The sequence below is a fragment of the Kocuria sp. CPCC 205235 genome (assembly GCF_040980905.1).
GTDB classification, from domain to species: Bacteria; Actinomycetota; Actinomycetes; order Actinomycetales; family Micrococcaceae; genus Kocuria; species Kocuria carniphila.
Map to the genome: position 1 here is coordinate 12743 of NZ_JAVKPR010000020.1, position 24775 is coordinate 37517.

General features: G+C 64.7%; 28 protein-coding genes, 1 tRNA gene and 1 riboswitch. Of the genes, 16 read left to right on the top strand and 13 right to left on the bottom strand.

Going from position 1 to position 24775, the window contains the following annotated elements; translation table 11 throughout:
- Positions 1–4: 4 nt before the first annotated feature.
- The 7 genes from asd to RF638_RS12585 all read right to left on the bottom strand — a co-directional run bounded on the left by asd (position 5) and on the right by RF638_RS12585 (position 5768).
- On the bottom strand, positions 5–1141 hold the full coding sequence (gene asd, locus RF638_RS12555; protein WP_368842157.1) for an aspartate-semialdehyde dehydrogenase: 1137 nt from the start codon (positions 1139–1141) through the stop codon (positions 5–7).
- A gap of 42 nt (positions 1142–1183) precedes the next feature.
- Positions 1184–1528 carry a GNAT family N-acetyltransferase gene (locus RF638_RS12560; RefSeq protein ID WP_095796538.1) on the bottom strand — a complete coding sequence of 115 codons (345 nt, stop codon included), beginning with the start codon at positions 1526–1528 and terminating at the stop codon, positions 1184–1186.
- Positions 1529–1613: 85 nt separating this feature from the next.
- Positions 1614–2162, bottom strand: coding sequence for a dihydrofolate reductase (locus RF638_RS12565; RefSeq protein ID WP_129701794.1), 549 nt, complete (start codon positions 2160–2162; stop codon positions 1614–1616).
- Entirely contained in the window at positions 2159–2980 is an 822-nt protein-coding gene (locus tag RF638_RS12570; protein ID WP_129701796.1) for a thymidylate synthase, read from the bottom strand. The genes RF638_RS12565 and RF638_RS12570 overlap by 4 nt, the downstream gene beginning before the upstream one ends.
- A 107-nt stretch (positions 2981–3087) precedes the next feature.
- Complete coding sequence (locus tag RF638_RS12575) at positions 3088–4035, bottom strand: NUDIX hydrolase (protein ID WP_129701798.1); 948 nt, start codon at positions 4033–4035, stop codon at positions 3088–3090.
- Between the two features lie 91 nt (positions 4036–4126).
- A complete protein-coding gene (mshD, locus tag RF638_RS12580; protein ID WP_129701800.1) occupies positions 4127–5050 on the bottom strand; it encodes a mycothiol synthase in 924 nt (307 codons plus the stop codon).
- 34 nt (positions 5051–5084) lie between these two features.
- On the bottom strand, positions 5085–5768 hold the full coding sequence (locus RF638_RS12585; RefSeq protein ID WP_368842158.1) for a winged-helix domain-containing protein: 684 nt from the start codon (positions 5766–5768) through the stop codon (positions 5085–5087).
- Positions 5769–5977: 209 nt separating this feature from the next.
- Between RF638_RS12585 and RF638_RS12590 the strand changes: the two genes are divergently transcribed.
- The 3 genes from RF638_RS12590 (at position 5978) to RF638_RS12600 (ending at position 8531) form a co-directional block, all read left to right on the top strand.
- Complete coding sequence (locus RF638_RS12590) at positions 5978–6586, top strand: hypothetical protein (RefSeq protein ID WP_129701803.1); 609 nt, start codon at positions 5978–5980, stop codon at positions 6584–6586.
- A 116-nt stretch (positions 6587–6702) separates the two neighbouring features.
- Positions 6703–7311: an FABP family protein gene (locus RF638_RS12595; protein ID WP_095796545.1), complete on the top strand. Its 609-nt coding sequence runs from the start codon at positions 6703–6705 to the stop codon at positions 7309–7311.
- Positions 7308–8531, top strand: a complete 1224-nt coding sequence (locus RF638_RS12600) for a folate-binding protein YgfZ (protein ID WP_095796546.1) — start codon at positions 7308–7310, stop codon at positions 8529–8531. The genes RF638_RS12595 and RF638_RS12600 overlap by 4 nt, the downstream gene beginning before the upstream one ends.
- A gap of 147 nt (positions 8532–8678) precedes the next feature.
- Here RF638_RS12600 and RF638_RS12605 read toward each other — a convergent pair whose 3' ends face one another.
- Positions 8679–9710 (bottom strand): 6-phosphofructokinase, encoded by a 1032-nt coding sequence (locus tag RF638_RS12605; protein ID WP_095796547.1) that lies wholly within the window; start codon positions 9708–9710, stop codon positions 8679–8681.
- A gap of 182 nt (positions 9711–9892) precedes the next feature.
- Here RF638_RS12605 and ppk2 point away from each other — a divergent pair, with 182 nt between their 5' ends.
- A complete protein-coding gene (ppk2, locus tag RF638_RS12610) occupies positions 9893–10804 on the top strand; it encodes a polyphosphate kinase 2 (RefSeq protein WP_095796548.1) in 912 nt (303 codons plus the stop codon).
- Between the two features lie 74 nt (positions 10805–10878).
- Here the strand turns inward: ppk2 and RF638_RS12615 are convergent, their stop codons facing one another.
- Positions 10879–11265, bottom strand: coding sequence for a hypothetical protein (locus RF638_RS12615; protein WP_129701807.1), 387 nt, complete (start codon positions 11263–11265; stop codon positions 10879–10881).
- Positions 11266–12474, bottom strand: a complete 1209-nt coding sequence (locus RF638_RS12620; RefSeq protein WP_129701809.1) for a pyridoxal phosphate-dependent aminotransferase — start codon at positions 12472–12474, stop codon at positions 11266–11268.
- Between the two features lie 243 nt (positions 12475–12717).
- Between RF638_RS12620 and RF638_RS12625 the strand changes: the two genes are divergently transcribed.
- From RF638_RS12625 to RF638_RS12650, 6 genes are all read left to right on the top strand, one after another.
- A tRNA-Trp gene (locus RF638_RS12625) sits at positions 12718–12790 on the top strand.
- A 61-nt stretch (positions 12791–12851) separates the two neighbouring features.
- Positions 12852–13115 carry a preprotein translocase subunit SecE gene (gene secE, locus RF638_RS12630; RefSeq protein WP_129701811.1) on the top strand — a complete coding sequence of 88 codons (264 nt, stop codon included), beginning with the start codon at positions 12852–12854 and terminating at the stop codon, positions 13113–13115.
- A 44-nt stretch (positions 13116–13159) separates the two neighbouring features.
- Positions 13160–14020 (top strand): transcription termination/antitermination protein NusG, encoded by an 861-nt coding sequence (gene nusG / locus RF638_RS12635; protein WP_259915645.1) that lies wholly within the window; start codon positions 13160–13162, stop codon positions 14018–14020.
- Between the two features lie 135 nt (positions 14021–14155).
- A complete protein-coding gene (rplK, locus tag RF638_RS12640; RefSeq protein WP_016995820.1) occupies positions 14156–14584 on the top strand; it encodes a 50S ribosomal protein L11 in 429 nt (142 codons plus the stop codon).
- 90 nt (positions 14585–14674) lie between these two features.
- Positions 14675–15385, top strand: a complete 711-nt coding sequence (gene rplA / locus RF638_RS12645) for a 50S ribosomal protein L1 (RefSeq protein WP_315279691.1) — start codon at positions 14675–14677, stop codon at positions 15383–15385.
- Positions 15386–15587: 202 nt separating this feature from the next.
- Positions 15588–16742 carry a GNAT family N-acetyltransferase gene (locus RF638_RS12650; RefSeq protein WP_129701813.1) on the top strand — a complete coding sequence of 385 codons (1155 nt, stop codon included), beginning with the start codon at positions 15588–15590 and terminating at the stop codon, positions 16740–16742.
- An 8-nt stretch (positions 16743–16750) separates the two neighbouring features.
- Here the strand turns inward: RF638_RS12650 and RF638_RS12655 are convergent, their stop codons facing one another.
- Genes RF638_RS12655 through moaA form a run of 3 tightly spaced genes read right to left on the bottom strand, consistent with a single transcriptional unit; the run spans position 16751 to position 19356 of the window.
- Positions 16751–18016 carry a molybdopterin molybdotransferase MoeA gene (locus RF638_RS12655; protein ID WP_368842159.1) on the bottom strand — a complete coding sequence of 422 codons (1266 nt, stop codon included), beginning with the start codon at positions 18014–18016 and terminating at the stop codon, positions 16751–16753.
- Positions 18009–18272: a MoaD/ThiS family protein gene (locus RF638_RS12660; protein ID WP_095796663.1), complete on the bottom strand. Its 264-nt coding sequence runs from the start codon at positions 18270–18272 to the stop codon at positions 18009–18011. The genes RF638_RS12655 and RF638_RS12660 overlap by 8 nt, the downstream gene beginning before the upstream one ends.
- 7 nt (positions 18273–18279) lie before the next feature.
- On the bottom strand, positions 18280–19356 hold the full coding sequence (gene moaA, locus RF638_RS12665; protein ID WP_259915650.1) for a GTP 3',8-cyclase MoaA: 1077 nt from the start codon (positions 19354–19356) through the stop codon (positions 18280–18282).
- Positions 19357–19401: 45 nt separating this feature from the next.
- Between moaA and glp the strand changes: the two genes are divergently transcribed.
- The 6 genes from glp (at position 19402) to rplL (ending at position 24426) form a co-directional block, all read left to right on the top strand.
- Positions 19402–20700 carry a gephyrin-like molybdotransferase Glp gene (gene glp / locus RF638_RS12670; RefSeq protein WP_315279683.1) on the top strand — a complete coding sequence of 433 codons (1299 nt, stop codon included), beginning with the start codon at positions 19402–19404 and terminating at the stop codon, positions 20698–20700.
- Complete coding sequence (gene moaC, locus RF638_RS12675) at positions 20693–21175, top strand: cyclic pyranopterin monophosphate synthase MoaC (RefSeq protein WP_095796557.1); 483 nt, start codon at positions 20693–20695, stop codon at positions 21173–21175. The genes glp and moaC overlap by 8 nt, the downstream gene beginning before the upstream one ends.
- A complete protein-coding gene (locus RF638_RS12680) occupies positions 21172–22218 on the top strand; it encodes a molybdenum cofactor biosynthesis protein MoaE (protein WP_238663245.1) in 1047 nt (348 codons plus the stop codon). Before moaC ends, RF638_RS12680 begins: the two co-directional genes overlap by 4 nt.
- Before the next feature lie 6 nt (positions 22219–22224).
- On the top strand, positions 22225–23058 hold the full coding sequence (gene fdhD, locus RF638_RS12685; protein ID WP_368842161.1) for a formate dehydrogenase accessory sulfurtransferase FdhD: 834 nt from the start codon (positions 22225–22227) through the stop codon (positions 23056–23058).
- A gap of 321 nt (positions 23059–23379) precedes the next feature.
- The gene (gene rplJ / locus RF638_RS12690; RefSeq protein WP_095796559.1) at positions 23380–23913 is read left to right on the top strand and encodes a 50S ribosomal protein L10; all 534 of its coding nucleotides are present in this window, start codon (positions 23380–23382) and stop codon (positions 23911–23913) included.
- 126 nt (positions 23914–24039) lie between these two features.
- Complete coding sequence (gene rplL, locus RF638_RS12695; RefSeq protein ID WP_095796560.1) at positions 24040–24426, top strand: 50S ribosomal protein L7/L12; 387 nt, start codon at positions 24040–24042, stop codon at positions 24424–24426.
- A gap of 152 nt (positions 24427–24578) precedes the next feature.
- Positions 24579–24682, top strand: a riboswitch (glycine riboswitch).
- The last annotated feature ends 93 nt before the right edge of the window (positions 24683–24775 follow it).

Genomic DNA, 24775 nt, shown 5'->3' on the forward strand with positions numbered 1-24775 from the left:
CTACTTACAGCGTGCCTGTCACGATCTTGAGCATGCGGCGCAGGGGCTCAGCGGCACCCCACAGCAGCTGATCTCCCACGGTAAAGGCGGAGATGTACTCCGGGCCCATCGAGAGCTTGCGGATGCGGCCCACGGGGATGTCCAACGAACCGGAAGCAGCCACCGGAGTCAGATCCTGGGTGCTGGCTTCCTTGGTGTTCGGAATGACCTTGGCCCACTGGTTCTCGGCATCGATGATCCGCTCGATCTCGTCCACCGGGATGTCTTCGCGCAACTTGATGGTCAGCGCCTGGGAGTGGCTGCGCATGGCCGCAATGCGCACGCACAACCCGTCCACGGGAATTAAATCCTCGCCGGAGCGACCCAGGATCTTATTGGTCTCGGCCTCGGCCTTCCACTCCTCGCGGGACTGACCGTTACCCAGGTCGGCGTCGATCCAGGGGATCAGCGACCCGGACAGCGGGACACCGAACTGAGATGCGTCCAATTCGCCGGAACGCTGCTTGGCGAGTACCGCGCGATCGATCTCGAGAATGGCCGAGGCTGCGTCGGCGAGCTGATCCGAGACCGAACCGTGGATGTCGCCGAACTGCTGAATGACCTCGCGCATGTGGCGGGCACCGCCACCGGAGGCGGCCTGGTAGGTCATGGATGTGGTCCACTCGACCAGGTCGTTGTTGAACAGCCCGCCCAGGCCCATGAGCATGCACGAGACGGTGCAGTTACCGCCGGTGAAGTCCTTGACGCCGCGCGCCAGGCCGGCGTCGATCACGTCGCGGTTGACCGGGTCCAGCGGGATGATGGAGGACTCCTCCATGCGCAGCGTGGACGCCGCGTCGATCCAGACGCCGTCCCAGCCGGCCTCGCGCAACTTGGAGTGCACGGCCTTGGTGTAGTCGCCGCCCTGCGCGGTCACCAGAATGGGCAGCGCGGACAGAGCCTCAATGTCGTAGGCGTCCTTCAACGTGCCTGTGTCGCCCAGACCGTCAATGGTGGGTGCGGCACCTCCGGCGTTGGAAGTGGAGAAGAACACGGGATCAAGGCTCGCGAAATCGTTCTCGGCGCGCAGACGGTCCATCAGAACGGAACCGACCATGCCGCGCCAGCCGATGAAGCCTACGGCTGAGGGTTGTGAAGTCATGCCGCCCAGTCTATCGACCGATGGATAGGGCACGAATCACAGTTACTCCTGGTTGCGGGGATCCGGGGTCTCGGCGACCAGATCCCGGTAACTCGGGAACCGCTCCAGGTAATCGAGCACGTACGTGCAGGTGGGGCGGATCTTCACGCCTTGTTCGCGGAACTGATCGAAAACGAAAGTCACCAGCGTGCGCGCGTAACCTTGGCGGCCGAAGGCCTCGGCCACGATGGTGTGTTGCACGTCCACGGTGCCGTCCTCGAGGACTTCCACGCCCAGGAAGCCAATGAACTGCTGGTCGTCCCACAGGTCGTAACGACCGAGGTCGGGATTGGCGCGGAGCTCGAGCGTGGGGCTTTCATGAATGCTCGGTGTGGGGCCAGTAGTCACGGTGGCTCAATCCTCCAAGGTTGATGTGGTCAAGATCACGCTATCGCATGTATCGAGGGCACCGCGCACTGAGTCGCGCGAAGACTCACGTCCGGGTGTATTCGTCCACGCGGAAGCGGGGGCCCTTGCTCGATTCGGCCCAGTCGGCCAGTTCGCGATGGCTCCAGGACTCATCCAGTTCCGGCGCCACGGTATCGCCTTCGACGGGTAGGTCCACGGTGGTCACGTAGGCCCGGCGCAGCGGCAGTTCTGGGTGCGCGAGGGCGTCGGCCCAGATGCGGGTCCCGCCGATCGCCCAGATGTCGCCGTCCGGCTGGTTGAGTAGCGATTGGGCCAGATCCAGGGCTTCGGCGTACGACGCCGCCGTCCACACGTTGACCTGGTCGCTCGCCACGGTCTCGGGGTGGCTGGTGACCACGATGTTCGGTCGGGCCGGCAACGGGCGGAACTTGGGCGGGAACGATTCCCACGTGCGGCGGCCCATGATGACGGGATTCCCGGTGGTCGTGATCGAGAAGAATCGCAGATCTTCGGGCACGTGCCAGGGGATCGTGCCGTCCTTGCCGATCACACCCTCCGGGCTCTGCGCCCAGATGCCACCCACGGTGGGGCGTGCCGATCCCTTGGCGCTCATACCGCCACCGGCGCCTTGATACCCGGGTGGTGCTTGTATCCCACGACCTCGAAGTCCTCGAACTCGTAGTCGAAGATGGATTCCGGTTTGCGCAGGATTTTCAACTGAGGATACGGGTAGGGCTCGCGGGCCAGCTGCTTGGTCACTTGTTCCACGTGATTGCTGTAAATGTGGCAGTCACCACCGGTCCAGATGAACTCACCGGGCACCAGATCGCACTGCTGAGCCACCATCATGGTGAGCAGCGCATAGGACGCGATGTTGAACGGCACACCCAGGAACAGATCCGCCGAACGCTGGTACAGCTGGCAGCTCAGGGCATCGGGGCCGTCCTCACGGGGCTGGACGTAGAACTGGAACAGGGCGTGGCACGGCGGCAGCGCCATGTTCTCGACCTCGGCCGGGTTCCACGCCGTCACCATGTGACGGCGCGAATGCGGCGACGTCTTGATGGATTCCACTACGCGGGCGATCTGGTCGATGCTCTCCCCATGACCGGCCGGCCAACTGCGCCACTGCACGCCGTACACCGGACCCAGATCACCGTTTTCGTCCGCCCACTCGTCCCAGATGCTCACGCCGCGTTCCTGCAACCAGCGCACGTTCGAGGATCCGGAGAGGAACCACAGCAGTTCCAGGGCGAGGGACTTGAAGTGCACACGTTTGGTGGTCAACAGAGGGAAGGACTCCGAGAGGTCATAGCGGATCTGACGACCAAATACGGAGCGCGTGCCCGTGCCGGTGCGGTCGGACTTGATCGCACCGTCGGCCATGACTTCGGCCAGGAGGTCTTCGTAGGGCGTGGGAATGACGGTCATGGTTTCCTTTGTGCAGAATACGACCCGGTGTCGTTGTCTTGATCGCGGGGCAGCCCGGCGGCCACGGGTACTGGGTCGAGGAGAAAGGCCGGGTTGACCCTCCGGGGTCAGTCGTCGAACGGGGTGATGATTTCACAACTCACGGCCCGGCTCTTTTTGTTCCGGGGCATTTGCAGCACGATCATCTCGCCGGGGGACAGGTACGGGTCCGACTCCGGCAGGTCGTCGCCCAACGAATTGGGCATATGGCGGGAGAGTACTTTCAAGACGGTCGGGAGCACCGGTCGGTGCGTGCACAGCACCACGGGATGTTCCATGTCGAAGAGCTGCTCGACCACGGCGGCAGCTTTCTTGGGAGAACGCTTGTGGGAGGCCTCGGTCAACTGCGACCGTTCCTTGACCTTGGCGTTGTACTTCTTGGCGAACGGAATCACCGTGGACATGCAGCGCAACCACGGAGAGGTGATGACCCGGCGGGGTTGCCAGGCGGCCAACAAGCGGGTGACGGCCAGGGCTTGCCGTTTGCCCGTGGCGGCCAGGGGGCGGTCACCTTCGGCCCGCTGCCACGAAGAACGGGGCTTGGCCTTGGCGTGGCGCACGATGATCACGGAGCGGGTGGCCAGGTTTCCGTGGCGGTGCAACCGGACCAGCTCGTCGAGGGGCTCGCGGTCGTCGTCGTTGGTCAGCATCTTGCGCGCGTGGTCGGCGGACACCCATCGGAGCTCGTCCACTTCACCGTGATCCGGTTTGGCCTTGGCGGACGGTGAGATCTCGGCGGCCCAGTACTTCACCAGCTTCCACTGGTCTTTGACCTGGTAGCGGATCTCAGGCAGTGGCACACCAAGGCGCACAGAGAGACCCACTTCTTCACGCAGTTCACGCACCGCGGTTTCCGGGAGAGTTTCCCCGTTGTCCTGCTTGCCCTTGGGCCAGGACCAGTCGTCGTAACGCGGCCGATGAATGACCAGCACTTGTAGCTCACCTGCGCTGATACGCCAGCACAAACAGCCTGCGGCGTAGATGTCGATCTTTCCGGAGGCATTACTTTTCGCCATGACCCGCTCTCTGTCTGATGGACCGAGGTGGCGCACACGGATCCACCTTGAGGGGTGGAGCGGCACCTCTTCGATGCTATCCGGTGATCCGCTATCCGGTGATCTCGCCCCGGAACATCACGTCCAGGTGCCAGCGCTCGAAACCGAGTTTCTCGTACAGAGCCATGGCTGCGGTGTTGTCCCCGTCGACGTAGAGCATGACATCCTCGAGGTCCTGATCCGCGAGGTAGTTGATGCCCGCCGCAGTCAGCGCCTTGCCCACACCGCGGCCCTGCTGCTCGGGGGAGATGCCCACCGCGTAGACCTCGCCCATCGCGGGCGAACCATCAGAGGCCGGGTGAATCTTGGTCCAGTGGAAACCCTGGATGTCCTGGGGATCCTCCGCGCGTACGGCCAGCAGGAAGCCGGGTGCGTCGAACCAGTCCTCGGCTTCCCTCTGCCGCAGGTCGTCGAGAGTCATCTTGCCCTGCTCGGGGTGTTCGGAGAAGGCTTGGGAGTTGACCCGCAGCCAGCCGTTCTCATCACGATCCACCTCGAACGGACGGATCTCGAGGCCCTCGGCCAAGTCCACCGGCAGGGGAAGATCCGACGCCCCACGCAGTGAGCGCTTCAACCGGTAGAGGTCTCGCACGGAGCTCAGCCCGTAGGTTTCCGCGAGCCGTTGAGCACCCGGATGATTGCCGTGGGCCCACGCCTCCACGGTGCCCTCGACCTGCCCACGGACCTCACGCGCGAGGGCCGTGCCGATTCCCGCACCGCGGTGTTCGGGGTCCACCACCAGTTCAACCGTGAAGGTCGAGGCCTGATCCGGATCGGGATTGATGACGGCCGCGCCCACCAGGGCGCCGTCCTGGACGGCGGTGACCGACCGGAGCCCCGCCTTGGCCGAACGCACGTCAACCAGAGTTTGGTCCGAGAAGGGGGGATCGCCGTCGGCGCGTGCGGCTCGCTGAGCCAAGTCCGACACTGCTGCGGAATCGGTGATTCCGTCCTGGCTGAAAATGGTCACGGCCATGGCATACCTCCACTACGAGCGGTTGACCGGCGCGTCAGGACTCGGTGTCCCGACCCGCCGTGAAGCTGTACCCCACGTTACGCACCGTGGTGATCAGGTGCTCGTGATCGGCACCCAATTTCGCGCGCAGCCTTCGAATATGCACATCCACCGTGCGAGTGCCGCCGTAGTAGTCATAGCCCCACACTTCGGACAGCAACTGAGCCCGTGTGTAGACCCGCCCCACGTTCTGCGCCAGGAACTTGAGCAGCTCGAATTCCTTGTAGGTGAGGTTGAGCGGAGTGCCGCCGATCTTCACGGTGTAGGAACCATCGTCGATGGTCACGTTGCCCGCGCGGATCAACGTGTCATCCTCGGATTCCTCGGCCACCTTGGCGCTCGCGAGCCGCAGTCTCGCCTCGATCTCCGCGGGCCCGGCATTGGTCAGTACCACGTCCGTGACACACCACGACGCCGCCACGGCCGCCATTCCGCCCTCGGTCAGGGCCACGAGCACGGGGGCGGGGTTGTCACGAGCGGCCAAGGCTTGGGCCGTGTTGCGCGCGGCCACCATGTTGGAGGTGCCGTCGAGAACCACGACATCCGGTCGCTGCACTCGCTTGAGCGCCCCGGGGGAGCTGAGGGGCACCACCTCTATCTTGTGCGACAGCAGTTCGAGTCCCGGCAAAACGCCGGCAAGCGCGTTCGTTGCATCGCTGATCAGCACAATCTGGAGCACGGATCATCCCGTCAGTGGTGAGCGGAGCCCCGTACGGGAGTTCCCCGGGAGGCTGTGACGACCATTATAAATATTCGAAAGGTCCGTTAACTTTCACCGACATGGCGGGACATCCAAGCTCCGGTCCAGTTGCACGCTGACGTGTTCCCCACGCGGGGGCGGTTAGGCTGAAGGCAGCATTTTTCCCTGACCGTGCGCGAAGGACACCCATGAGATACGCAAGAATCATCGGCGCTGCCGCCGTCTCGCTGATTCTTGCCCTCGCCGCCAGTGTGCTCGGCGGCTGGCTCCCCTTGATCGTCTCCGTGGCCATGGCCGTGGTCATCGCCGTGGGATGGCCCGCTGCAACGGGCATCAACGCGCGACGTAGGCACAACGTGATCATTGCGGTGGCGGGTGTCATCGCGTGCTCACTCGTCACCTTCGTCCCGGATCAGCAACTGATTTGGCTTCCCGCGGTGGTGGGTGTGGCGTTCATGGCCGTGTGCGTGGCCGAGCTCGTGCGCGGCGAAGGTGCCAAGGGGCGCCTGGAATCCACTCTGGCCTCCGTCACAGGCGTACTCGCCGCTGTCAGTGCCTCCGGCTGGGTCGGCCTGGGCCACGTGGAAGAACTGTACGGACTGGGAACCTGGGTGACCCTGGCGGGCGTGGGCCTGCCGCTGGCCGTCATCATCACCGTTGTGGGATTCCGGATCATCTCGGCAGCGCCCGAAACCCCCAAGCGACGGGGCCTGTTGACCCTCGGCGTAACACCCGTTGCACTACTCGGCGTGGCCGCACTTTTTGCCGGTCGGGTGCTGGGCTCCGTGGTAGCTTAGAGCCATGCTTGCACTCGAAATCTTCTTCCTCGTCCTGTTGGTTCTGGCCGGTCTCGCTATCGGCGGCATTGCACTGAAGGTCATCACCAGCCTCTACAAGGGCCAGCTCTAAATCCATGCCCGTAGAGATCCCCACCAATCTCACCCCGGAGCTCGTGCCGTTCGCATGGCTCCTGGGAACCTGGGAGGGTGACGGCTTCGTCGGTTACGGAGACGCCGAACAGCGTGCGTTCCGGCAACGAGTCACGTTCGAGCAGCACGGTCTGCCGTTCGTGATCTATCGTGCCCAAACCACGCTCCTCAATGAAGAGGGCGAATCCCAGCGCGAGGCCACCTACGAACAGGGTTTCTGGGAACTGGCTCGTCCCCGCGAAGACGGCGACATCGGTCCCGGCATGCTGCCACCCGATCCCGTGCCGGTCCTGAAGGCCGCACAAGACGTCGAGGATCTGCGCAACGCGGACGGTGGCTTCGACATCTCCGTGTCCATGCTGCACCCCGGCGGCATCTCCGAGCTGTACCTGGGGCAGATCAAAGGACCTCGCGTGGACCTGGCCACTGATGCCGTGATGCGCGCTCAGGGTTCCAAGGAGTACGCCTCCGGGACCCGGCTCTACGGTCTGGTCAATGGGAATCTCATGTGGGCCTGGGACATGGCCGCCAACGGTCACGAACTGGCCACGCACGCCTCCGCCGAACTGAAAAAGGTTGATCCGCAACAGTGACTTCCACTGAATCCTCGTACCGATCCGTTCTTCTGTCGCGTCCCGGCGCGGTGGAGGCAGAAGGCCTGGACGAGGGGGTGGCAGGCCACTACGGAGATCCCGTTCCCGAACAACGCGCCCTCGCGCGCGGCACCGGGTACGTGGACCAGTCGCAGCGCGGCGTGGTCACCGTGACCGGCGCTGATCGTCTCAATTGGCTCACCACGCTGTCTTCTCAGGTGCTCACGGGTCTGAAGCCAGGACAGAGCACCGAAACCATGTTCCTGAGCGTCCAAGGCAGGGTTGAGTACGCTCCCCACGCCGTGGATGACGGGACCACCACGTGGCTCATTGCCGAGGCCCAGGAAGCACCGGGGTTGGCTGCGTGGCTGGAGTCGATGCGCTTCGCCCTGCGGGTCGACGTTGCGGACGTCACGGACCAGTGGGCCGTTATTGCCGCGACCAAGGATCTGAGTTCGGAACTGGCCGGTGCCCCGGAAGGCGAGCAGGCGGCGTCGGCATCCGTGATCACGTGGCGCGATCCCTGGCCCGAGATTTCTCCGGGTGGCTACGCTTACAGTGCGGCACCGGAACACCCGGGGCTGGAACGCCCCTGGTTCGAGCACCTGATTCCTATGACGGTACTGGATTCAGCGGCAACTGCACTGAACCAGCGTGGACTCGTCCCGGCGGGTTCCTGGGCCGCGGAGGCGCTGCGCATTGCCGCGTGGCGCCCGCGCTGGGGTGCCGAAACGGATGTCAAGACCATTCCCCACGAGCTCGACTGGATGCGCACGGCAGTGCACCTGTCCAAGGGTTGTTACAAGGGGCAGGAGACCGTGGCCCGTGTGCACAACCTGGGACACCCGCCGCGTAGGCTCACGTTCCTGGATCTCGATGGGTCCCAGCACACCCTGCCGTCAGCGGGGGCGGAGGTCACGCTCAACGGTAAGAAGGTGGGGCAGGTGACGTCGGCGCGACTGCATTATGAGGCCGGCCCCATTGCGTTGGCCGTGCTCAAGCGCAACGTGGACCCGCAGGCCGAGCTGCTGGTGCGGGACACTGTCGAAAGCGCCGCGGCACAGGCTGACGCCACCCTGCCGGAGGGCGCCGAGGACGCGGGATCGACCGAGCAATGGTCTGCCGCCCAGACCGTGGTGGTCCAGCCCGACGCGGGTTCCGTGGTCGGTAGGCCCAAGGACCTCATGCGCGGACCTCGCGACGGCGGCATGCGACTTTAGGTCTCGCCAGACAAGAGAATCGCGGCGGTTCAGGTAGCTACCTGAACCGCCGCGATTCATCTCTCTGCCCCGGCCACGGGGAGGGGTTGCCTTGCAGTGGGGCCGGTGCCGGTTCGCCAGCGCCGGTTCGCCGACGCCGCCGGGAGACTACCGCCCGAATAGCACCATGGCCTCTTCGTAGCGATCCAGCGGGACCTCCTTGAGGCCGTCCAGTGCCTCGGCGAAGTCCACGCGCACCACGTCGGTGCCGCGCAGGGCGCACATCTGACCCCAGTCCTGATCCGCGGCCATGGTCGCTGCAGCCATGCCGAGACGCGTGGCGAGTACACGGTCGAAACCGGTGGGCGCGCCGCCGCGCTGGATGTGCCCCAGGATGGTGTTACGGGTTTCGATACCGGTGATGTCCTCGATCTCACGGGTCACGTAATCCCCGATGCCGCCCAGGCGCGGTCGGCCGGATGCTTCCTGGCCCTTGCCCGCGATGGCCTCTTCGTAGCCTTCGGGGATGAAACCCTCGGCCACGACCACGAGCGGTGCGCGACCGCGGTCGTAGACTTCCTTGACCCACTTGAAGACCTGCTCCATGGAGACCCCGTATTCGGGGATCAGGATCGCGTGGGCACCGGCCGCCATGCCGGAATGCAGCGCGATCCAGCCCACGTGGCGGCCCATGACCTCAGCCACCATGCAGCGGTGGTGTGATTCACCGGTGGTGCGCAATCGGTCCATGGCGTCGGTCGCGATAGACACGGCGGTGTCGAAACCGAACGTGTAGTCGGTGGCCTTCAAATCGTTGTCGATGGTTTTGGGAACGCCCACCACGGGGAGCCCCGCATCCGCAAGCCTCTTGGCGCCGGCCAGCGTGCCCTCGCCGCCGATGGCAACGATCGCGTCGATCTCGTTGGCCTCCAGCACCTTGGCAATGTTCTCCGGACCGCCGTTGGGGCCGTCGAACGGGTTGGTCCGCGAGGTGCCCAGAATGGTGCCGCCCTGGCGCGCCAGGCCACGAACACTCTGGCGAGGAAGGTCCATGATGTCGCCTTCAACCACACCGCGCCAACCGTCACGGAAGCCCACGAACTCGTGGTCGTAGGACTTGATTCCGTGCAGGACAGCACCGCGGATCACGGCATTCAGTCCGGGGCAGTCTCCACCGCTCGTCATTAGGCCAATTCTCATGCGTGCTTCAGCGCTCCTGGGTGATCGAGTGTCGAACCTTCCGTTTCCAGTCTAGTGAGTTGGGAGTATTGCGGATGAAGGCCGGTACCGCGCCGTGTTCAACACTCGTTAACCCCGCCAACTAGGATTGATCGCGAGACGTATACAGGTGCCGCCCGCGGCACAACCCACTAGGAGGACATATGACCCCGCAGCAGGAACCGGCACGGGAGAACCTCCGCGAGTTCATCGACAAACTTGTGGAACAGGGGTACACGGTGCGGGACGGGCAGTCTCCGGACCCGGACCTCATCGATCCAGGTGGAAGCGCCGTGGAGACGTGGCGCGAGGGCTACCCGTATGACGAGCGCATGTCCCGCGAGGACTACGAACTCGAGAAGTACCAGCTCCAGATCGAGCTGCTCAAGTTTCAGTACTGGGGTCAGGACAATGACCTCAAGCACGTGATCGTGTTCGAGGGCCGTGACGCCGCAGGCAAGGGCGGCACCATCAAACGCTTCACCGAGCACCTCAACCCGCGTGCCGCACGTACGGTGGCGCTGAACAAGCCGTCGGACCGTGAATTGGGTCAGTGGTACTTCCAGCGCTACATCCAACACTTGCCCACCAATGGCGAGATCGTGCTGTTCGACCGTTCGTGGTACAACCGTGCCAACGTGGAACGCGTCATGGGCTTCTGCACCGACGAAGAGTACGAAAGTTTCATGGAGCAGGCACCCACGTTCGAGCAGATGCTCGTGGACGCGGGAATTCACCTGACCAAGTTCTGGTTCTCCGTGACCCAGCACGAACAGCGCACCCGCTTCGCGATCCGCCAGATCGACCCCGTGCGCCGTTGGAAGCTTTCGCCCATGGACCTGGCTTCCCTGGACCGCTGGGAGGACTACACCGTGGCCAAGGAAGAGACCTTCCGCCGCACGGACACGGACCACGCGCCGTGGATCACCATCAAGTCCAACGACAAGAAGCGTGCCCGACTAAACGCCATGCGCTACTTCCTCAACCAGTTCGACTACGAGGACAAGGACACCTCGGTGGTGTACCCACCGGATCCGCTGATCGTCCGGCGCGGCCGCGACGCCGTGGACGACTGACGACCACCGGTCGTTGAACAGAAGCAGGGACCCGCACCACGTGGTGCGGGCCCCTGCTTCTGCTGGCTGATCCCTCAGGCGATCTCGTTCAGTTCCTCCTCGGCCCGGGCGAAATTGTGGCGGTCCACCAGGAACCACGAGGCCGCCGAGTTGACGGCCGCCACGGTCAGCACGGAGGGCCACGCGCCGATCTTCTTGGCCAGCGGGTGGGACAACCCGAAGCCCGCCAGGTACAGCACGCTCAGGCCCGCGGTCGTGGCGGGTCCGGCGGACTTGTACCAAGTGCGTCCGGCCATTACGCCGTCCGCCAGCAGGGCCACACCGCCCAGCGCGCGGATTTTGGTCAGGCGGGCCACGGCGTAGCCACCGATCAGACCACTGGCGACCACGGCGGAGCTGGGCATCTCCACGGGGGAGGGTAGCTGCTGGTCCACGGAGTGCAGGGTTTCTTTGAAGTTCATCTACTTGGCTCCCAGAACTTTCTGTAGGCGGGACAGGCCCTCGGCAAGATCATCGTCTCCCAGGGCGTAGGACAGGCGCAGGTAACCGGACGGGCCGAACGCTTCACCAGGGACCACAGCCACTTCGGCCCGTTCCAGGATCATTTCGGCCAGCTCTGCGCTGGTCTGGGGCGTCACGCCGTCGAATTCGCGACCCAACAGTGCGGTCACGTCCGGATAGGCATAGAACGCGCCGGTGGGGGTGGGGCAGACCACGCCGTCAATGGCATTGAGCCCGTCAACGATCACCCGACGACGGCGATCAAAGGCCTCGCGCATGGCAGTCACCTGGTCCATGGGCCCGTTCAGGGCGGCGAGTGCCGCGCGCTGGGCCACGTTGTTCACATTGGAGCTGAGGTGGGACTGCAGGTTGGCGGCGGCATTGATGACATCCTTGGGGCCGACCATCCACCCCACGCGCCAACCGGTCATCGCGTAGGTCTTGGCCACACCGTTGAGCAGGATCAGGTGCTCGTGCAATTCGGGAGCGGCCTGGGCGATCGAGGTGAACTCCACGCCGTCGTAAGTCAGGTGTTGGTAGATCTCGTCGCTGATCACAAAGATGCCCTTGGACGCGGCCCATTCGCCCACGGCCTTGGTCTCCTCGGCGCTGTAGACCGAACCGGTGGGGTTGGAGGGCGAGCAGAACAGCAGTGCCTTGGTGTTCTCCGTGTAAGCGGCCTCAAGCTGTTCGGGGGTGACCTTGTAATCCTGATCCGCGCCGGCAAACACCTCGACGGGGTTGCCCCCGGCCAAGCGGATGGCCTCGGGATAGGTGGTCCAGTAGGGGGCGGGGAGCAAGACGTCGTCGCCCTCGTCCACCACGGTCTGGAATGCCTCGTACACGGCCTGCTTGCCGCCGTTGGTGACCAGAACCTGCGACGGTTCTACGGTCCAGCCGCAATCACGAGCGGTGGCGTCGGCTATTGCCTGACGAAGCTCGGGCAGGCCTGCGGCGGGGGAGTACCGGAAGTTCTTGGGATCCTTGAGAGCCTCGGCGGCAGCCTCGACAATGTAATCGGGGGTCGAGAAGTCGGGTTCACCGGCACCGAAACCGATCACGGGACGCCCCTCGGCCTTGAGCGCCTTGGCCTTCGCGTCCACCGCGAGGGTCGCGGACTCGGCAATCGCGTCGATCTTGCGGGAAATTCGCTGCTGAGCTGGGGGCATGGTGGTCAACTCTCCTCGGTTCGGTGACGGCGTCCGCCCTGACTGCGCAGCCAGTAGGCGCTCGCCTCCCAGTTTAGGCGCGGATCTGCTTGCTTTGCACGGAGGGCCCCGTGCGCGTACCATGGCTTGTTGGTGCGTTTACTTTCGCACGCCTGAATTCGGACCGAGTGCCGGATCGGTCGGGCGAAGGTGGTAAGCTCATGCACCGTGTTCGTGGTCTTGTGTGAACAAGCCGCAAACTGAAGGGCAGTGGCGCAATTGGTAGCGCAGCGGTCTCCAAAACCGCAGGTTGCAGGTTCGAGTCCTGTCTGCCCTGCTTCAGACCTACAACGGCACATAAACCACCGCCGGGAACCAATCCACGCAGGGGAGAGCCGATGTCGCACACCGTTACCGGAGAAACCTCGGACCAACCCGCTGGATCCAATCAGCAGCGGGGCTTTTTTGGTCGCATCTGGTTGTTCATCCGACAGGTCATCGGCGAGCTGAAGAAGGTCGTGGCGCCTTCTCGCCGCGAACTCGTCAACTACGTTCTGGTCGTGCTGGTCTTCGTGGCCTTCATGATGTTGCTGATTTCGCTTCTGGACCTGGGCTTCGGTCAGGTTGCCATTTGGCTCTTCGGCAACGGCGAACAGGCCTGAGACCACTCAATCTTCTAGTCGTCCATAGAAAGCAGGAATCACCAGTGACCGACCACGAGCTCGAAAACGAAGCCACTGAGGCAACGCAGCCGGAGTCCGCCTCGGCGGATGCTGCGCAGTCAGAGGCTGCCGAGAGCGTGTCCGCCACTGCCGATCAGGCTGAGCAGGCCCCGGCTGAGACCGAGACCGCAGACGTCGATCAGGCCGACGCCACGGAAGCCCCGGCTGAGGCACCGGCAGAGGCAGAGGGTGGTGAGGAGCAGGACACCGAGGACGAGGTCGACCCCGTCGAGGAGTTCAAGTCCAAGCTGCGCCGCCAAGAGGGCGACTGGTTCGTGATTCACACCTATGCCGGTTACGAGAATCGCGTGAAGACCAACCTGGAGACCCGTATCCAGTCCCTCAACATGGAAGAGGACATCTTCCAGATCGAGGTGCCCATGGAAGAGGTCGTGGAGATCAAGAACGCCCAGCGCAAGACCGTGCGCCGTGTTCGGATCCCCGGCTACGTGCTGGTTCGCATGAACCTCACCGACGCCTCCTGGGGCGCGGTTCGTCACACCCCGGGCGTCACCGGATTCGTCGGGCAGGATGCCTACAACCCCGTGCCGCTGCGCATGGACGAAGTGTTCGAGATGCTCGCTCCGGTGTTCGAGACCCCGGAGAAGGCCAAGGGCCTGGGTGACGCCTCCGGCGGCGGTGCCGCGGGCGGTGCGGCGGAGCCGACCATCACCGTGGACTTCGAGGTCGGCGAGTCCGTGATCGTGAAGGAGGGCCCGTTCGAGACCCTCCCCGCCACGATCTCCGAGATCAAGGTGGAATCCCAGCAGCTCGTGGTGCTGGTGTCCATCTTCGAGCGCGAAACCCCGGTCACCCTGGGTTTCCACCAGGTCACCAAGATCTGATCTGGCCACTAGTTTTCGGACACCCCCGGATGAGCTTTGGTCCGGGGCGTTTCCGTTCGGTCACCGCGCCACGGTGACCACCCGCCGTCGTACGCTCCTGTGCGGCGGTACGCACAGCAAGCAAAGGACCATCACATGGCTCCCAAGAAGAAGGTCGCAGGCCTGATCAAGCTGCAGATCCAGGCAGGTGCCGCTAACCCGGCTCCTCCCGTGGGTCCCGCACTCGGTCAGCACGGCGTCAACATCATGGAATTCTGCAAGGCCTACAACGCGGCCACGGAATCCCAGCGCGGCAACATCGTGCCGGTGGAAATCACCGTGTACGAGGACCGTTCGTTCACTTTCATCACCAAGACCCCGCCGGCTGCTCAGCTGATCAAGAAGGCTGCAGGCGTCGCCAAGGGTTCCGGTGTGCCCCACACCAACAAGGTCGGCAAGATCACCATGGACCAGGTCCGTGAGATCGCCGAGACCAAGAAGGAAGACCTCAACGCCAACGATGTCGAGGCTGCTGCCAAGATCATCGCCGGCACTGCCCGTTCCATGGGCATCGAGGTTGCCTGAGCGCTCTAGCTAGCTCTCAGTACCAGACATTTTCCCGTGGCAGGGCCGAGCGCGGTCCGCAGACCACAACTGCACAAGGAGAACAAGCAGATGGCAAAGCGCAGCAAGGCATACCAGGCGGCTGCCGCCAAGATCGAAGAGGGCAAGTTCTACGCCCCCGCCGAGGCAGTCGCCCTGGCCAAGGAATTGGCCGAAGGCAGCAAGTCCGACCCCACCGTCGAGGTGGCCATGCGTTTGGGCGTTGACCCCCGCAAGGCTGACCAGATGGTTCGCGGCACCGTGAACCTGCCGCACGGCACCGGTAAGACCGCCCGCGTGGTCGTCTTCGCCACCGGTGACAAGGCAGCGGCTGCTGAAGCAGCCGGCGCCGACTACGTGGGTTCCGACGACCTGATCGCCAAGGTCCAGGACGGCTGGGTGGACTTCGACGCCGCCGTGGCCACCCCGGACATGATGGGCAAGGTCGGTCGTCTGGGTAAGGTTCTGGGTCCCCGTAACCTGATGCCGAACCCCAAGACCGGCACCGTGACCATGGACGTGGCCAAGGCTGTCGGCGACATCAAGGGCGGCAAGATCGATTTCCGTGTCGACAAGCACTCCAACTTGCACTTCATCATCGGCAAGGCGTCCTTCGACACTCAGAAGCTGGCCGAGAACTACGGCGCTGCACTGGAAGAGGTGCTTCGTTTGAAGCCCTCCGCTTCCAAGGGCCGTTACGTCACCAAGGCCACCGTTGCCACCACGTTCGGCCCGGGTGTTCCCGTGGACCCGAACGCCACCGAGGTTGTCAGCGAGGCGTGAGCATCGCCCGTGCCCGGATGAGGCACGGTTGACGCTATAGAACAGAAGGGCTCGGACCATTCATGGCCGGGCCCTTCTGTCTTGCCCGAGGCCGCAGCGGTAAACTAGGCAGTAGACTTGCTATTTCAATCGGCTGCAATGGTGCATGATCGATTGTAGGCAGGTGCGTTCCGAACAGCTCGGAGCGTGAAAGGAGTCCCCCGTGAGTCAGACATCAGCGCTTGCCATTGAGCTGATGCGTATCCCTGACGAGTTCGATCAGGCCGCGCAGGATCAACTCGGGCAGGTAGCCGCCCTCGTGCAGGCCTCGCGTCGTTACGTGTGGGGGACCTCCGAGCTGAGCAATGAGGCCCATGACATCTACCGTGACCTCAAGGACCCGTACGAACGGGTCAATATTCTGTGTGCCTACATGGACGGTCGGCTGGTCGGTCGGGCGGAGGTGCGCATGCCGTTGATCGCCGACACTGATGTCGCCCAGATCGTGGTGGACGTGGACCCGGACGAACTGTCCGAAGGCATCGGACGGACCTTGTTGTCGGCGGCCGAGCAACTGGCGTACGGGGAATCGCGGCGCGTGATCCGGTTGGTGACGGAACATCCGGCGTCGGAATTGCGAGCCCCGGCCGGTCCCGGTGACGGAAGCGTCATGGGCGGTGAAACCAGCGGTGTGGGTGTCGAATGGATCGACGCCGCGGACGGTTCCGGGAAACTTCCTGCGAGCCACCGGCAGACCCGCTTTGCCGAGCACGCCGGCTACGAACTTCAGACCGTGAGCAGTTTCGCGCTGCTGGACGTTCCCTTGCCGCAGGAGCGCCTCGAGGCAATCGAACGGTCGTTGGAAGAAGTACCCTTCGCCGATCGCTACGCACTGCACACGTGGGTTGGTTCTGCGCCGGAACACTTGTTGGAGCCGCTGGCTCGACTCCACGCGCGGTTGCCGAGCGACTCCTTCGTGAAGCCGATCGTGACCGATCCGGACCCGTGGGACGCCGAACGCGTGCGCCGCACCGAGCAGCTGCGCGAAGAAGACGGAGACCGGTCCCTCATGGCCGTGGCCGAGGACCGGGACGCCGGTGAGCTGGTGGGAATGACCGAACTGATCCTGGCGCAGCACCGACCCACCCTGGCCCTCCAGGACGAGACGCTGGTGATCCGCGAACACCGAGGGCGCCGGCTGGGCATGCGACTGAAAATGGCCAACCTCAAACAACTGGTCGAGGTGCAACCCGAAGTGGACACGGTGTACTCGTGGACCCACACCGGCAACGACCGGATGAACTGGGTCAACGTACAATTGGGTTTCCAGGACGCTGGGCAGTCCGCCGTGTGGATGAGGGATTTCCGGGCCGACTGACCCAGGGTCTACCAGGGCAGGGCCAAGGCCTCGGTCCGGGCACCTGCGGATAAGCCCTCGACCGGCACACTCAGCAGCGCTTGGGCGCTGGACAACCCTCGAAGCATGTTGGCGCCGATCTGCCTGCATGGTGACCAGGCGCCGTCGGCGTGTTGGAAAGCCGGGACCAACCGTTCGCGGCGGGTGCCGGCAATCTCGTGGGCGACCGTCACGCTGACCGGCACCGGAGCAGGGCGGCCCAGGAGTCCGCAGAGGAATGGCACAGCCAACACCGTCAGCGCCGTCATGGCTGCCAAGGGATTCCCCGGCAGGGCGAGCACCGCGGTGCCCGGGCCGCATGCGGCGAACAAAGTGGGATGACCGGGTTGAAGATCCAGTTCGTCGATGATCGGTGTCGTACGACGTTCCAGGTGCGCTCGCACGTGATCGGCGCGGGAGCGGGCCGTGCCTCCGGTCGTGATGACGAGCGGCACGCGGTCCGTGATCGCGACGTCGAGGGCGGCCGCAAAGACAGCAGCGTCGTCGGGCAGCCGCCGCACGGAATCGACACGTGCGCCCAGGGACGTGAGAACGGGCGGCACCGTGGGCGCGAAGGCGTCGCGGACGAACCCCGGTGTCGGAACCCCTGAGGATTGGACCTCCGAACCCGTGAGCAGTAGCCGTGCATCCGGAACGGGAACCACCGGTACCTTGTCCACCCCGCTCACCGCGGCCAAGGCGATGTCCGCCGGACTCAGGACGCTCCCGGCGGTGAGAATCCTTTCGCCGGATCGACATTCGGTCCCTGCGGGCCTGATGTGCCGGCCCTCGAGTTCGGAGGTCGGGCAGGAATCGTCGAACCGTAATTCATCTCCGGTACGCAGCGCGTATTCATCCCGAATGACGGTGTCGGTTCCGCCGGGGATCACCCCGCCCGTCACCACGGGCACGGCCTGACTCGGAGCCAATTCGAGAGCCGCAGTGGACGCGGCATCGTGCACAGAAGTGTCCCCGGTCATCACTCGCCAGGGGCCCGAGCCGCACACGGCATAACCGTCCATGGCACTCGAGGCGTAATGGGGCACAGGGCACAACGCGTGGACATCGCAGGCCAGGGTCGCTCCGACCGCGTCCACGAGGTCCACCGATACGGCGGAAGAACGGGTGCTGACCAGCGCACGGCCCAGCTCGTGAGCGATGTGCTGCGCAGTGCCACGGCGTGCATGGCGAACGACCTCGACGCCGCGCCACCACGTTCCGTCGGGCAATGGGGGCGGGGGCGCTGACTCAGCCACCGGCAAACGGAGGCAGCACGTCCACCGTGGCCGCCGGAGCAATGGGCGATTCCGGATCCTTGCGGGCCACGCCATTGACCAGCCAGGAACACTGAGGAAGGACCTGCGCCAGGGTCTTTTCACCCGCGGGGGCCACGGGGTGCAAATGAGTGAGCACTTGCTGAAGTTCCGAACGCGTCATGGCCGTGTCAGCGGCCACTTCTTCCTGCTCGGTGCCTGCGGATGCGGCGGCGGCCGCGAAGTAACGAACGAGCACTGTTGTGTCAGCCTCCAATGGCGCTCATGCTGCGATCGGGCTGAACATAATCCTCGGAGTCCAGGCCCGCGTGGTCCATGCCGTGGGCGCGGGGTTTGACCCACATGGCAGCCCGCCAACGCTGGGCGATGTCGTGGTCTGTTGCGTCAGAGCGCAGCAACTGCATCAGGTCTGTCTCGTGGTGGGAGAACAGGCACGAGCGCACCCTGCCCTCGGCGGTGATGCGGGTGCGCGTGCAGTCCGCGCAGAACGGTTCGGTCACGGAGGCGATGATGCCCACGGTGCCGATAACTTCTGTTCCTCCGCGTTCGCGCACGATCATTTTCTCCGCGGGCGCGCCGTTACGCGGATCCCGATCCGCGCTCAGATCGAAGTGCTCGGAGAGGTCCTCGCGAATCTCCGCAGCGGTCACCATGTTGGTGCGGGTCCAGCCGTGATCGGCGTCGAGCGGCATCTGCTCGATGAAGCGCAGCGAACAATTGTGCTCGAGCGCCCAGCGCAGCAGCTCGGGGGCTTCGCGGTCGTTGACGCCGCGCATCAAGACGGCGTTGAGCTTCACCGGAGACAGCCCCGCAGCCTGCGCGGCGGCCACGCCCTCAAGGGTCTCGCTGAGTTTGTTGCGGCGCGCGAGTTGCTTATACGTCTCGGCGCACAGGGTGTCCAGGGAGACGTTCACGCGGGTCATGCCAGCCGCGACAAGCCCTTCGGCGCGCTGGGCCAGGCCGATCCCATTGGTCGTCATGGAAACTGGGAAGCCGGGCAGCGCCTCGGTCACCGCGGCCACGATTTCTTCGAGGTCCGGGCGGATCAGGGGCTCGCCGCCGGTGAGCCGGAGTTCCTTGACCCCGAATTCTTCTGCGGCAATGCGGGTGAGCCGCACGATCTCGTCAGTGGTCATCAGGGACGACTTGGACAGCCAGTCCATTCCCTCCGCGGGCATGCAGTACGTGCAGCGCAAATTGCACTTGTCCGTGATCGAAATTCTCAGGTCCGTGGCCACGCGCCCGAAGCGATCCACCAGGGGCCCCTGTTCGGGCACGCCCCGGGTCGGTAGCGCTTGCGGGATACCGAGGAAAATGGACATGGGGCCAGTCTAAGGCGTGTGTCCAGCCCGCTTAGGGTAGGGGGTATGAGCCGCAGCATCGACGATCACGCCGCAGCCGTCTGCGACGCCCTCGCCCACGGTTACGACGCCGCCGTCGCCGGTCTCGAGCTTCCCTTGGCTCGGGCGCGTGGCCGCGTGCTCGCTCGGGACCTGACGGCTCCGATCTCGCTGCCGCCCTTCACGAACTCCCAAATGGACGGGTTCGCCGTGCGCAGCTCGGAGTTTCGCAGGACTCCGGATGGAGAAGGAAACGTCACGCTGCCCGTGTCCGGAACGCAGGCGGCCGGGGCCGCGCCGTCGGCCCTCGCACCCGGCACCGCCATGGCCGTGATGACCGGAGCCGCCCTGCCCGCCGGCGCCGATGCCGTGATTCCCGTGGAGCGAGTCACACCCTCATCCTTCGACACCGATCGCATCACCGTCACGGCGGAGAACGCCGCCACGATTGACCCCGGGACTTTCGTGCGCGCGGAGGGCAGCGACGTCGAACGCGGTTCGGTCGCCTTGCCCGCCGGGACCACTCTGGGACCCGCCGCGCTGGGTGCGTGCGCCGCACTGGGTCTGGACGGCGCTGCCACGGTGACGGTGCGAAATGGCCCAGCCATCCTGGTGGTGACCGGTGGGGACGAAGTCCTCGCGGCCGGGCAACCCTTGGAACCCGGTGCCATTTACGACGCCAATGGTCCGCTGCTCGAGGCGTGGCTCGAGGAAGCGGGTGCGTTCTCCGTGACCACGCTCAGCGTCACGGACGACCCGGAAGAATTTTCCCGGAGACTTCGAAAGGCCGTGGCCGGCGCAGCTCCCCATCTGATCATCACGAGCGGGGGGATCAGCGCCGGCGCCTTCGAGGTGGTCCGAGTGACCTTGGAACGTGAAGCCCAGATGTGGTTCGGGCACGTGGCAATGCAGCCAGGAGGGCCCCAGGGCCTGGGCGTGTACCGGGACGTACCCGTGGTCTGCCTTCCCGGCAACCCTGTCAGCACGTGGGTCTCGTGCGAGATGTTCCTGCGGCCCGCTCTTGCGGACGTCTGGGGTTGCTGCACGCCACCCCGCTGGGCCTCCGCGGTTCTCGCAGAACCAGTACGCGGTCTGCCCGGTCGCACCCAGCTGCGTCGGGGTGTTCTCGAAACGACGGACGACGCCGCGCGGGAACCTGTCGTGCGCTGCGTGGGGGGAGCGTCGTCGCACCTGTTGATGTCAGCCGCGCGCGCTAACGTGTTGCTGCGGATCCCCGCGGGAGCCAACGAACTCACGTCCGGGACACGCGTACAAATTTTGCCCGTCAGTGGCGGGGCGATCAGACAGGAGACGGCCAGTGAGTGACAACCAGGAACGGTTGACGCACGTGCGCGAAGACGGCACGGCGCACATGGTGGACGTGAGCGAGAAAGCCGTGACGTCTCGCGAAGCCACCGCGGTAGCTGAGGTGATCACGCGACCGGACGTCATCGAGCTGCTGGCCACCGGCGATCTCCCCAAGGGCGATGCCCTGGCCGTGGCCCGGATTGCCGGCATCATGGCGGCAAAGCGCACTCCTGATCTGATTCCGCTGTGCCACCCGCTGCCGTTGTCCAAGGTCACGGTGGATCTGGTTCCGGGCGAAGACCGTGTGAGCATCAGCGCCACGGTCAAAACACGCGGTGTCACCGGGGTGGAAATGGAAGCCCTGACGGCGGCCAGCGTTGCCGGACTCACGCTCTACGACATGATCAAGGCCGTGGACAAGGCCGCCCAGATCACGGGCGTGCAGGTCGTGGCCAAGTCCGGCGGTAAGAGCGGCGATTGGAGCAGACAGTGACCGACACCCACGGGCCCAGCGATGAGCACGGGGTCAAAGATCACGGTCCCCATCGGGACGAATCACACGGGGCGAACCTGCTGGGCCGCCGCGCGGTGGTCGTGATCGTGTCCTCGTCCGCCGCACGTGGCACGGCCCAGGATCTGTGCGGCCCCATCCTGCACGAGTGGCTCACCGGAATGGGGCTCGCCGTGGATCCGGTGCGCGTGATTCCGGACGGTCCGGAGGTCGAGCAAACCCTGCGCGAGCTCACAGAACAGACACCGCAGGCCGAACGCCCAAGGTTCATCGTGACCAGCGGCGGAACCGGTCTCAACTCTGACGACGTCACCCCGGAAGCCACAGCGCGGATCCTGGAACGGGAATCCCCCGGAGTCATGCACGGCTTGTGGGCGTATGGGCTTCAGAAGACCGCCACCGCCGTAATGAGCCGCGGGGTGGCAGGTCAAGTGGGTATGACATTCGTCGTGAATCTGCCCGGTTCCAAGGGTGGGGTGAAGGACGGGATGGCGGTGCTCGAACCGCTGCTGGACCATATCAGCGCTCAACTGGAGGACGTGCACGGCCACGGGGAGGAGCGCGGTACGGCAGCCGAACCCGCGCCAGCGGCGTCGTCGTCCCGAGTACTGCACGCACAGGTGACGAACGAGCCCTTGGACCCGGCGCGCGCCCAAGCGGCCGTGAGCGCGGCTGACTGCGGGGCGGTGGTGGGCTTCAGCGGTGTGATTCGTGACCATGACGACGGCCGCTCGGGCGTTACGGGACTCGAGTACAGCGCTCACCCGGATGCCGACACCGTGATCCGCCAGGTGGCCGAGGAGATCGCGGTGGAGTTCCCGCAGGTGCGGATCTGGGCCGAACATCGCATCGGCTCGCTGGCAGTGGGGGACAGTGCACTGGAAGCCGCGGTCGCGTCCGCCCACCGCAAGGAAGCCTTTGCGGCGTGTGATGCCTTGGTGGACCGCATCAAGGCCCGCGTGCCCATCTGGAAGCGACAGACCTATACCGATGGCACCCATTCGTGGGTGGGCCTGGACGGATGACGACTCATGGTCAGCAGAATCGTGGTTCCCACTCGAGTACGGAAATTGTCTGCGGACGGTGAAGAATTGACCGGACCGGACAAGCTCGCGGGTGAAGAACCGTTGGAGATCCGGCTCAACGGCGAACAGTTCACCGTGACCATGCGCACGCCCGGCCACGACTTCGAACTGGTGCCCGGCTACTTGCTGAGCGAAGCAGTCGTCCGGCAGATGGACCACATTGCGGGGATGGATTACAGCTCGGGTGTGGACCAGGACGGCCATCGAACCTACAACGTGATCGACGTGCGGCTGGCTCCGGGAGCGCCGGGGCCCAAGAGGGTTGCAGCGCGCAACGTCTACACCTCGTCCTCGTGCGGGGTCTGCGGGACGTCGTCCATGGAGGAGATCGTCAAGCCGAGTTCGTATCCGCTGCCGCCGGTGCGCCCGGTCATGGGAGCGGAACGGCTCGTGCGGTTGCCCGATGAACTCCGCGATCATCAGAAGGTCTTCGATGCGACCGGGGGAGTCCACGCCGCAGGGTTGTTCCTGGCCTCGACCCAGGAGCCGCTCGTGGTGCGGGAGGACGTGGGCCGGCACAACGCCGTGGACAAGGTCATCGGATGGGCCATGCACCACGACAAACTCCCGCTCAACGACTGCGTACTGCAAGTGTCCGCCCGGGCATCCTTCGAACTGGTCAGCAAGGCCGCCATGGCCGGAATCCCGGTGCTCTCGGCCGTCAGCGCGCCCTCGGCACTCGCGGTGAAGCACGGCCGCGAGCACGGGGTGACCGTGGTGGGTTTCAACCGCCGCGGCACGTGCAACGTGTACACGCACCCGGAGCGGATCAGGGAGTAGAAAGCTCGCCACGAGACATCCGAATCTGCGGAACGTGGTGCGGGAACTGTCGATTTGGCGTGCCCCGAAATCGTCGGGTACATTGGTGCGTACCTAAGACCGCCGGTCATCACGCGTGCGCAAGCCTGTGTGATCGAAGAGTTCTCCGGAAACGGAGAATGGCCAGCGCAGGTGAACCAGCACGAATCTTTTCGACAGCGTCCTGCGGAGTGAACCGTTTGCGTTGTGTATCAGGTCGAGCCCCGGGCATCTGCGCGGGGCTTTTTTGTGTTCCGAAGCGGATCACGAGAATCCGGCATACACAAGCAAGGAAGGAGCACCATGGCGAATCCTGAAAAGGCTGCCGCGGTTGCGGAGTTGAAGGAATTCTTCTCCAACTCGCACGCTGCCGTCCTGACGGAGTACCGCGGGCTCACCGTGGCTCAGCTGAAGACGCTGCGCCGCGCACTCGGTGAGAACGCTGAATACGCCGTGGTGAAGAACACGCTGACCGCAATTGCGGCCAAGGAAGTCGGCATCGACGCGTTCGAGGGCCAGCTTAACGGCCCCTCGGCTATCGCGTTCATCTCGGGTGACCCTGTCGAAGCTGCCAAGAGCTTGCGTGACTTCGCCAAGGACAACCCGGAGCTGATCGTCAAGGGCGGTTACCTTGACGGCGTTGCAATGGACGAAGCGGAGATCAAGAAGCTTGCGGACCTCGAGTCCCGCGAGGTTCTGCTGGCCAAGGTCGCAGGCGCTGCCAAGGCGTCCCTGTCCAAGGCTGCCGCGCTGTTCCAGGCCCCGCTGTCCAAGACCGTGCGCACCGCAGAAGCCCTGCGTGCCAAGGTCGAGGAACAGGGCGAGAACGCCGCCTGATCCCTCACGGGATCCCCTGGGTTTCGGGTTCCGGTTCCGGCCGGATGAACCCGTGTTCTATCACCACGCAAAACCTCGTCAGCGCCCGCGGGCACTGACAACCACGTAAAAGAAGGAGCCAACACCATGGCTAAGCTGACCACCGAAGAATTGATCGAGGCTTTCAAGGAGCTCTCCCTCATCGAGCTGTCCGAGTTCGTCAAGGCCTTCGAAGAGACCTTCGACGTAACCGCTGCTGCCCCCGTGGCCGTGGCTGGTGGCGCTCCCGCCGCCGGCGGCGAAGCTGCTGCTGAGGAAGAGAAGACCGAGTTCGACGTCATCCTCGAAGCTGCAGGCGACAAGAAGATCCAGGTCATCAAGGAAGTTCGTGCCTTGACCTCCCTGGGCCTGAAGGAAGCCAAGGACCTCGTGGACGGCGCTCCCAAGCCCGTTCTGGAAGGTGCCAACAAAGAAGCCGCAGACAAGGCCAAGGAATCCCTCGAGGCTGCTGGCGCTACCGTCACCGTCAAGTAATTCCCCGCGCTTCGAGCGCAGGTACGGCCGCGTAGCCTGACCCGCAAGGGCAGGTGGCGGTACTGCTACTTCGCAAAGCCCTGCACTGTTTTCGGTGCGGGGCTTTGTGCTGCCCGGGGTTGTGCGAAACTAGGACTGACCATCTTGGCCGTCACAGTGCGGCGGGAGAGCATGGCGGGTGCGTAAGCATCGCGCCATCGCCGAAGGAGCAAACCCTCCCCGGGAATCTCTCAGGCACCCGTACCGCCGCACCAGGCCACTCTGAAGAGCTCGTCCCTGGCATGACGCCGCGGCCGAGCACCGACGGGGCAGGTCGGTGATCGCGGATATCCGCGGCCACCGGCGAAAT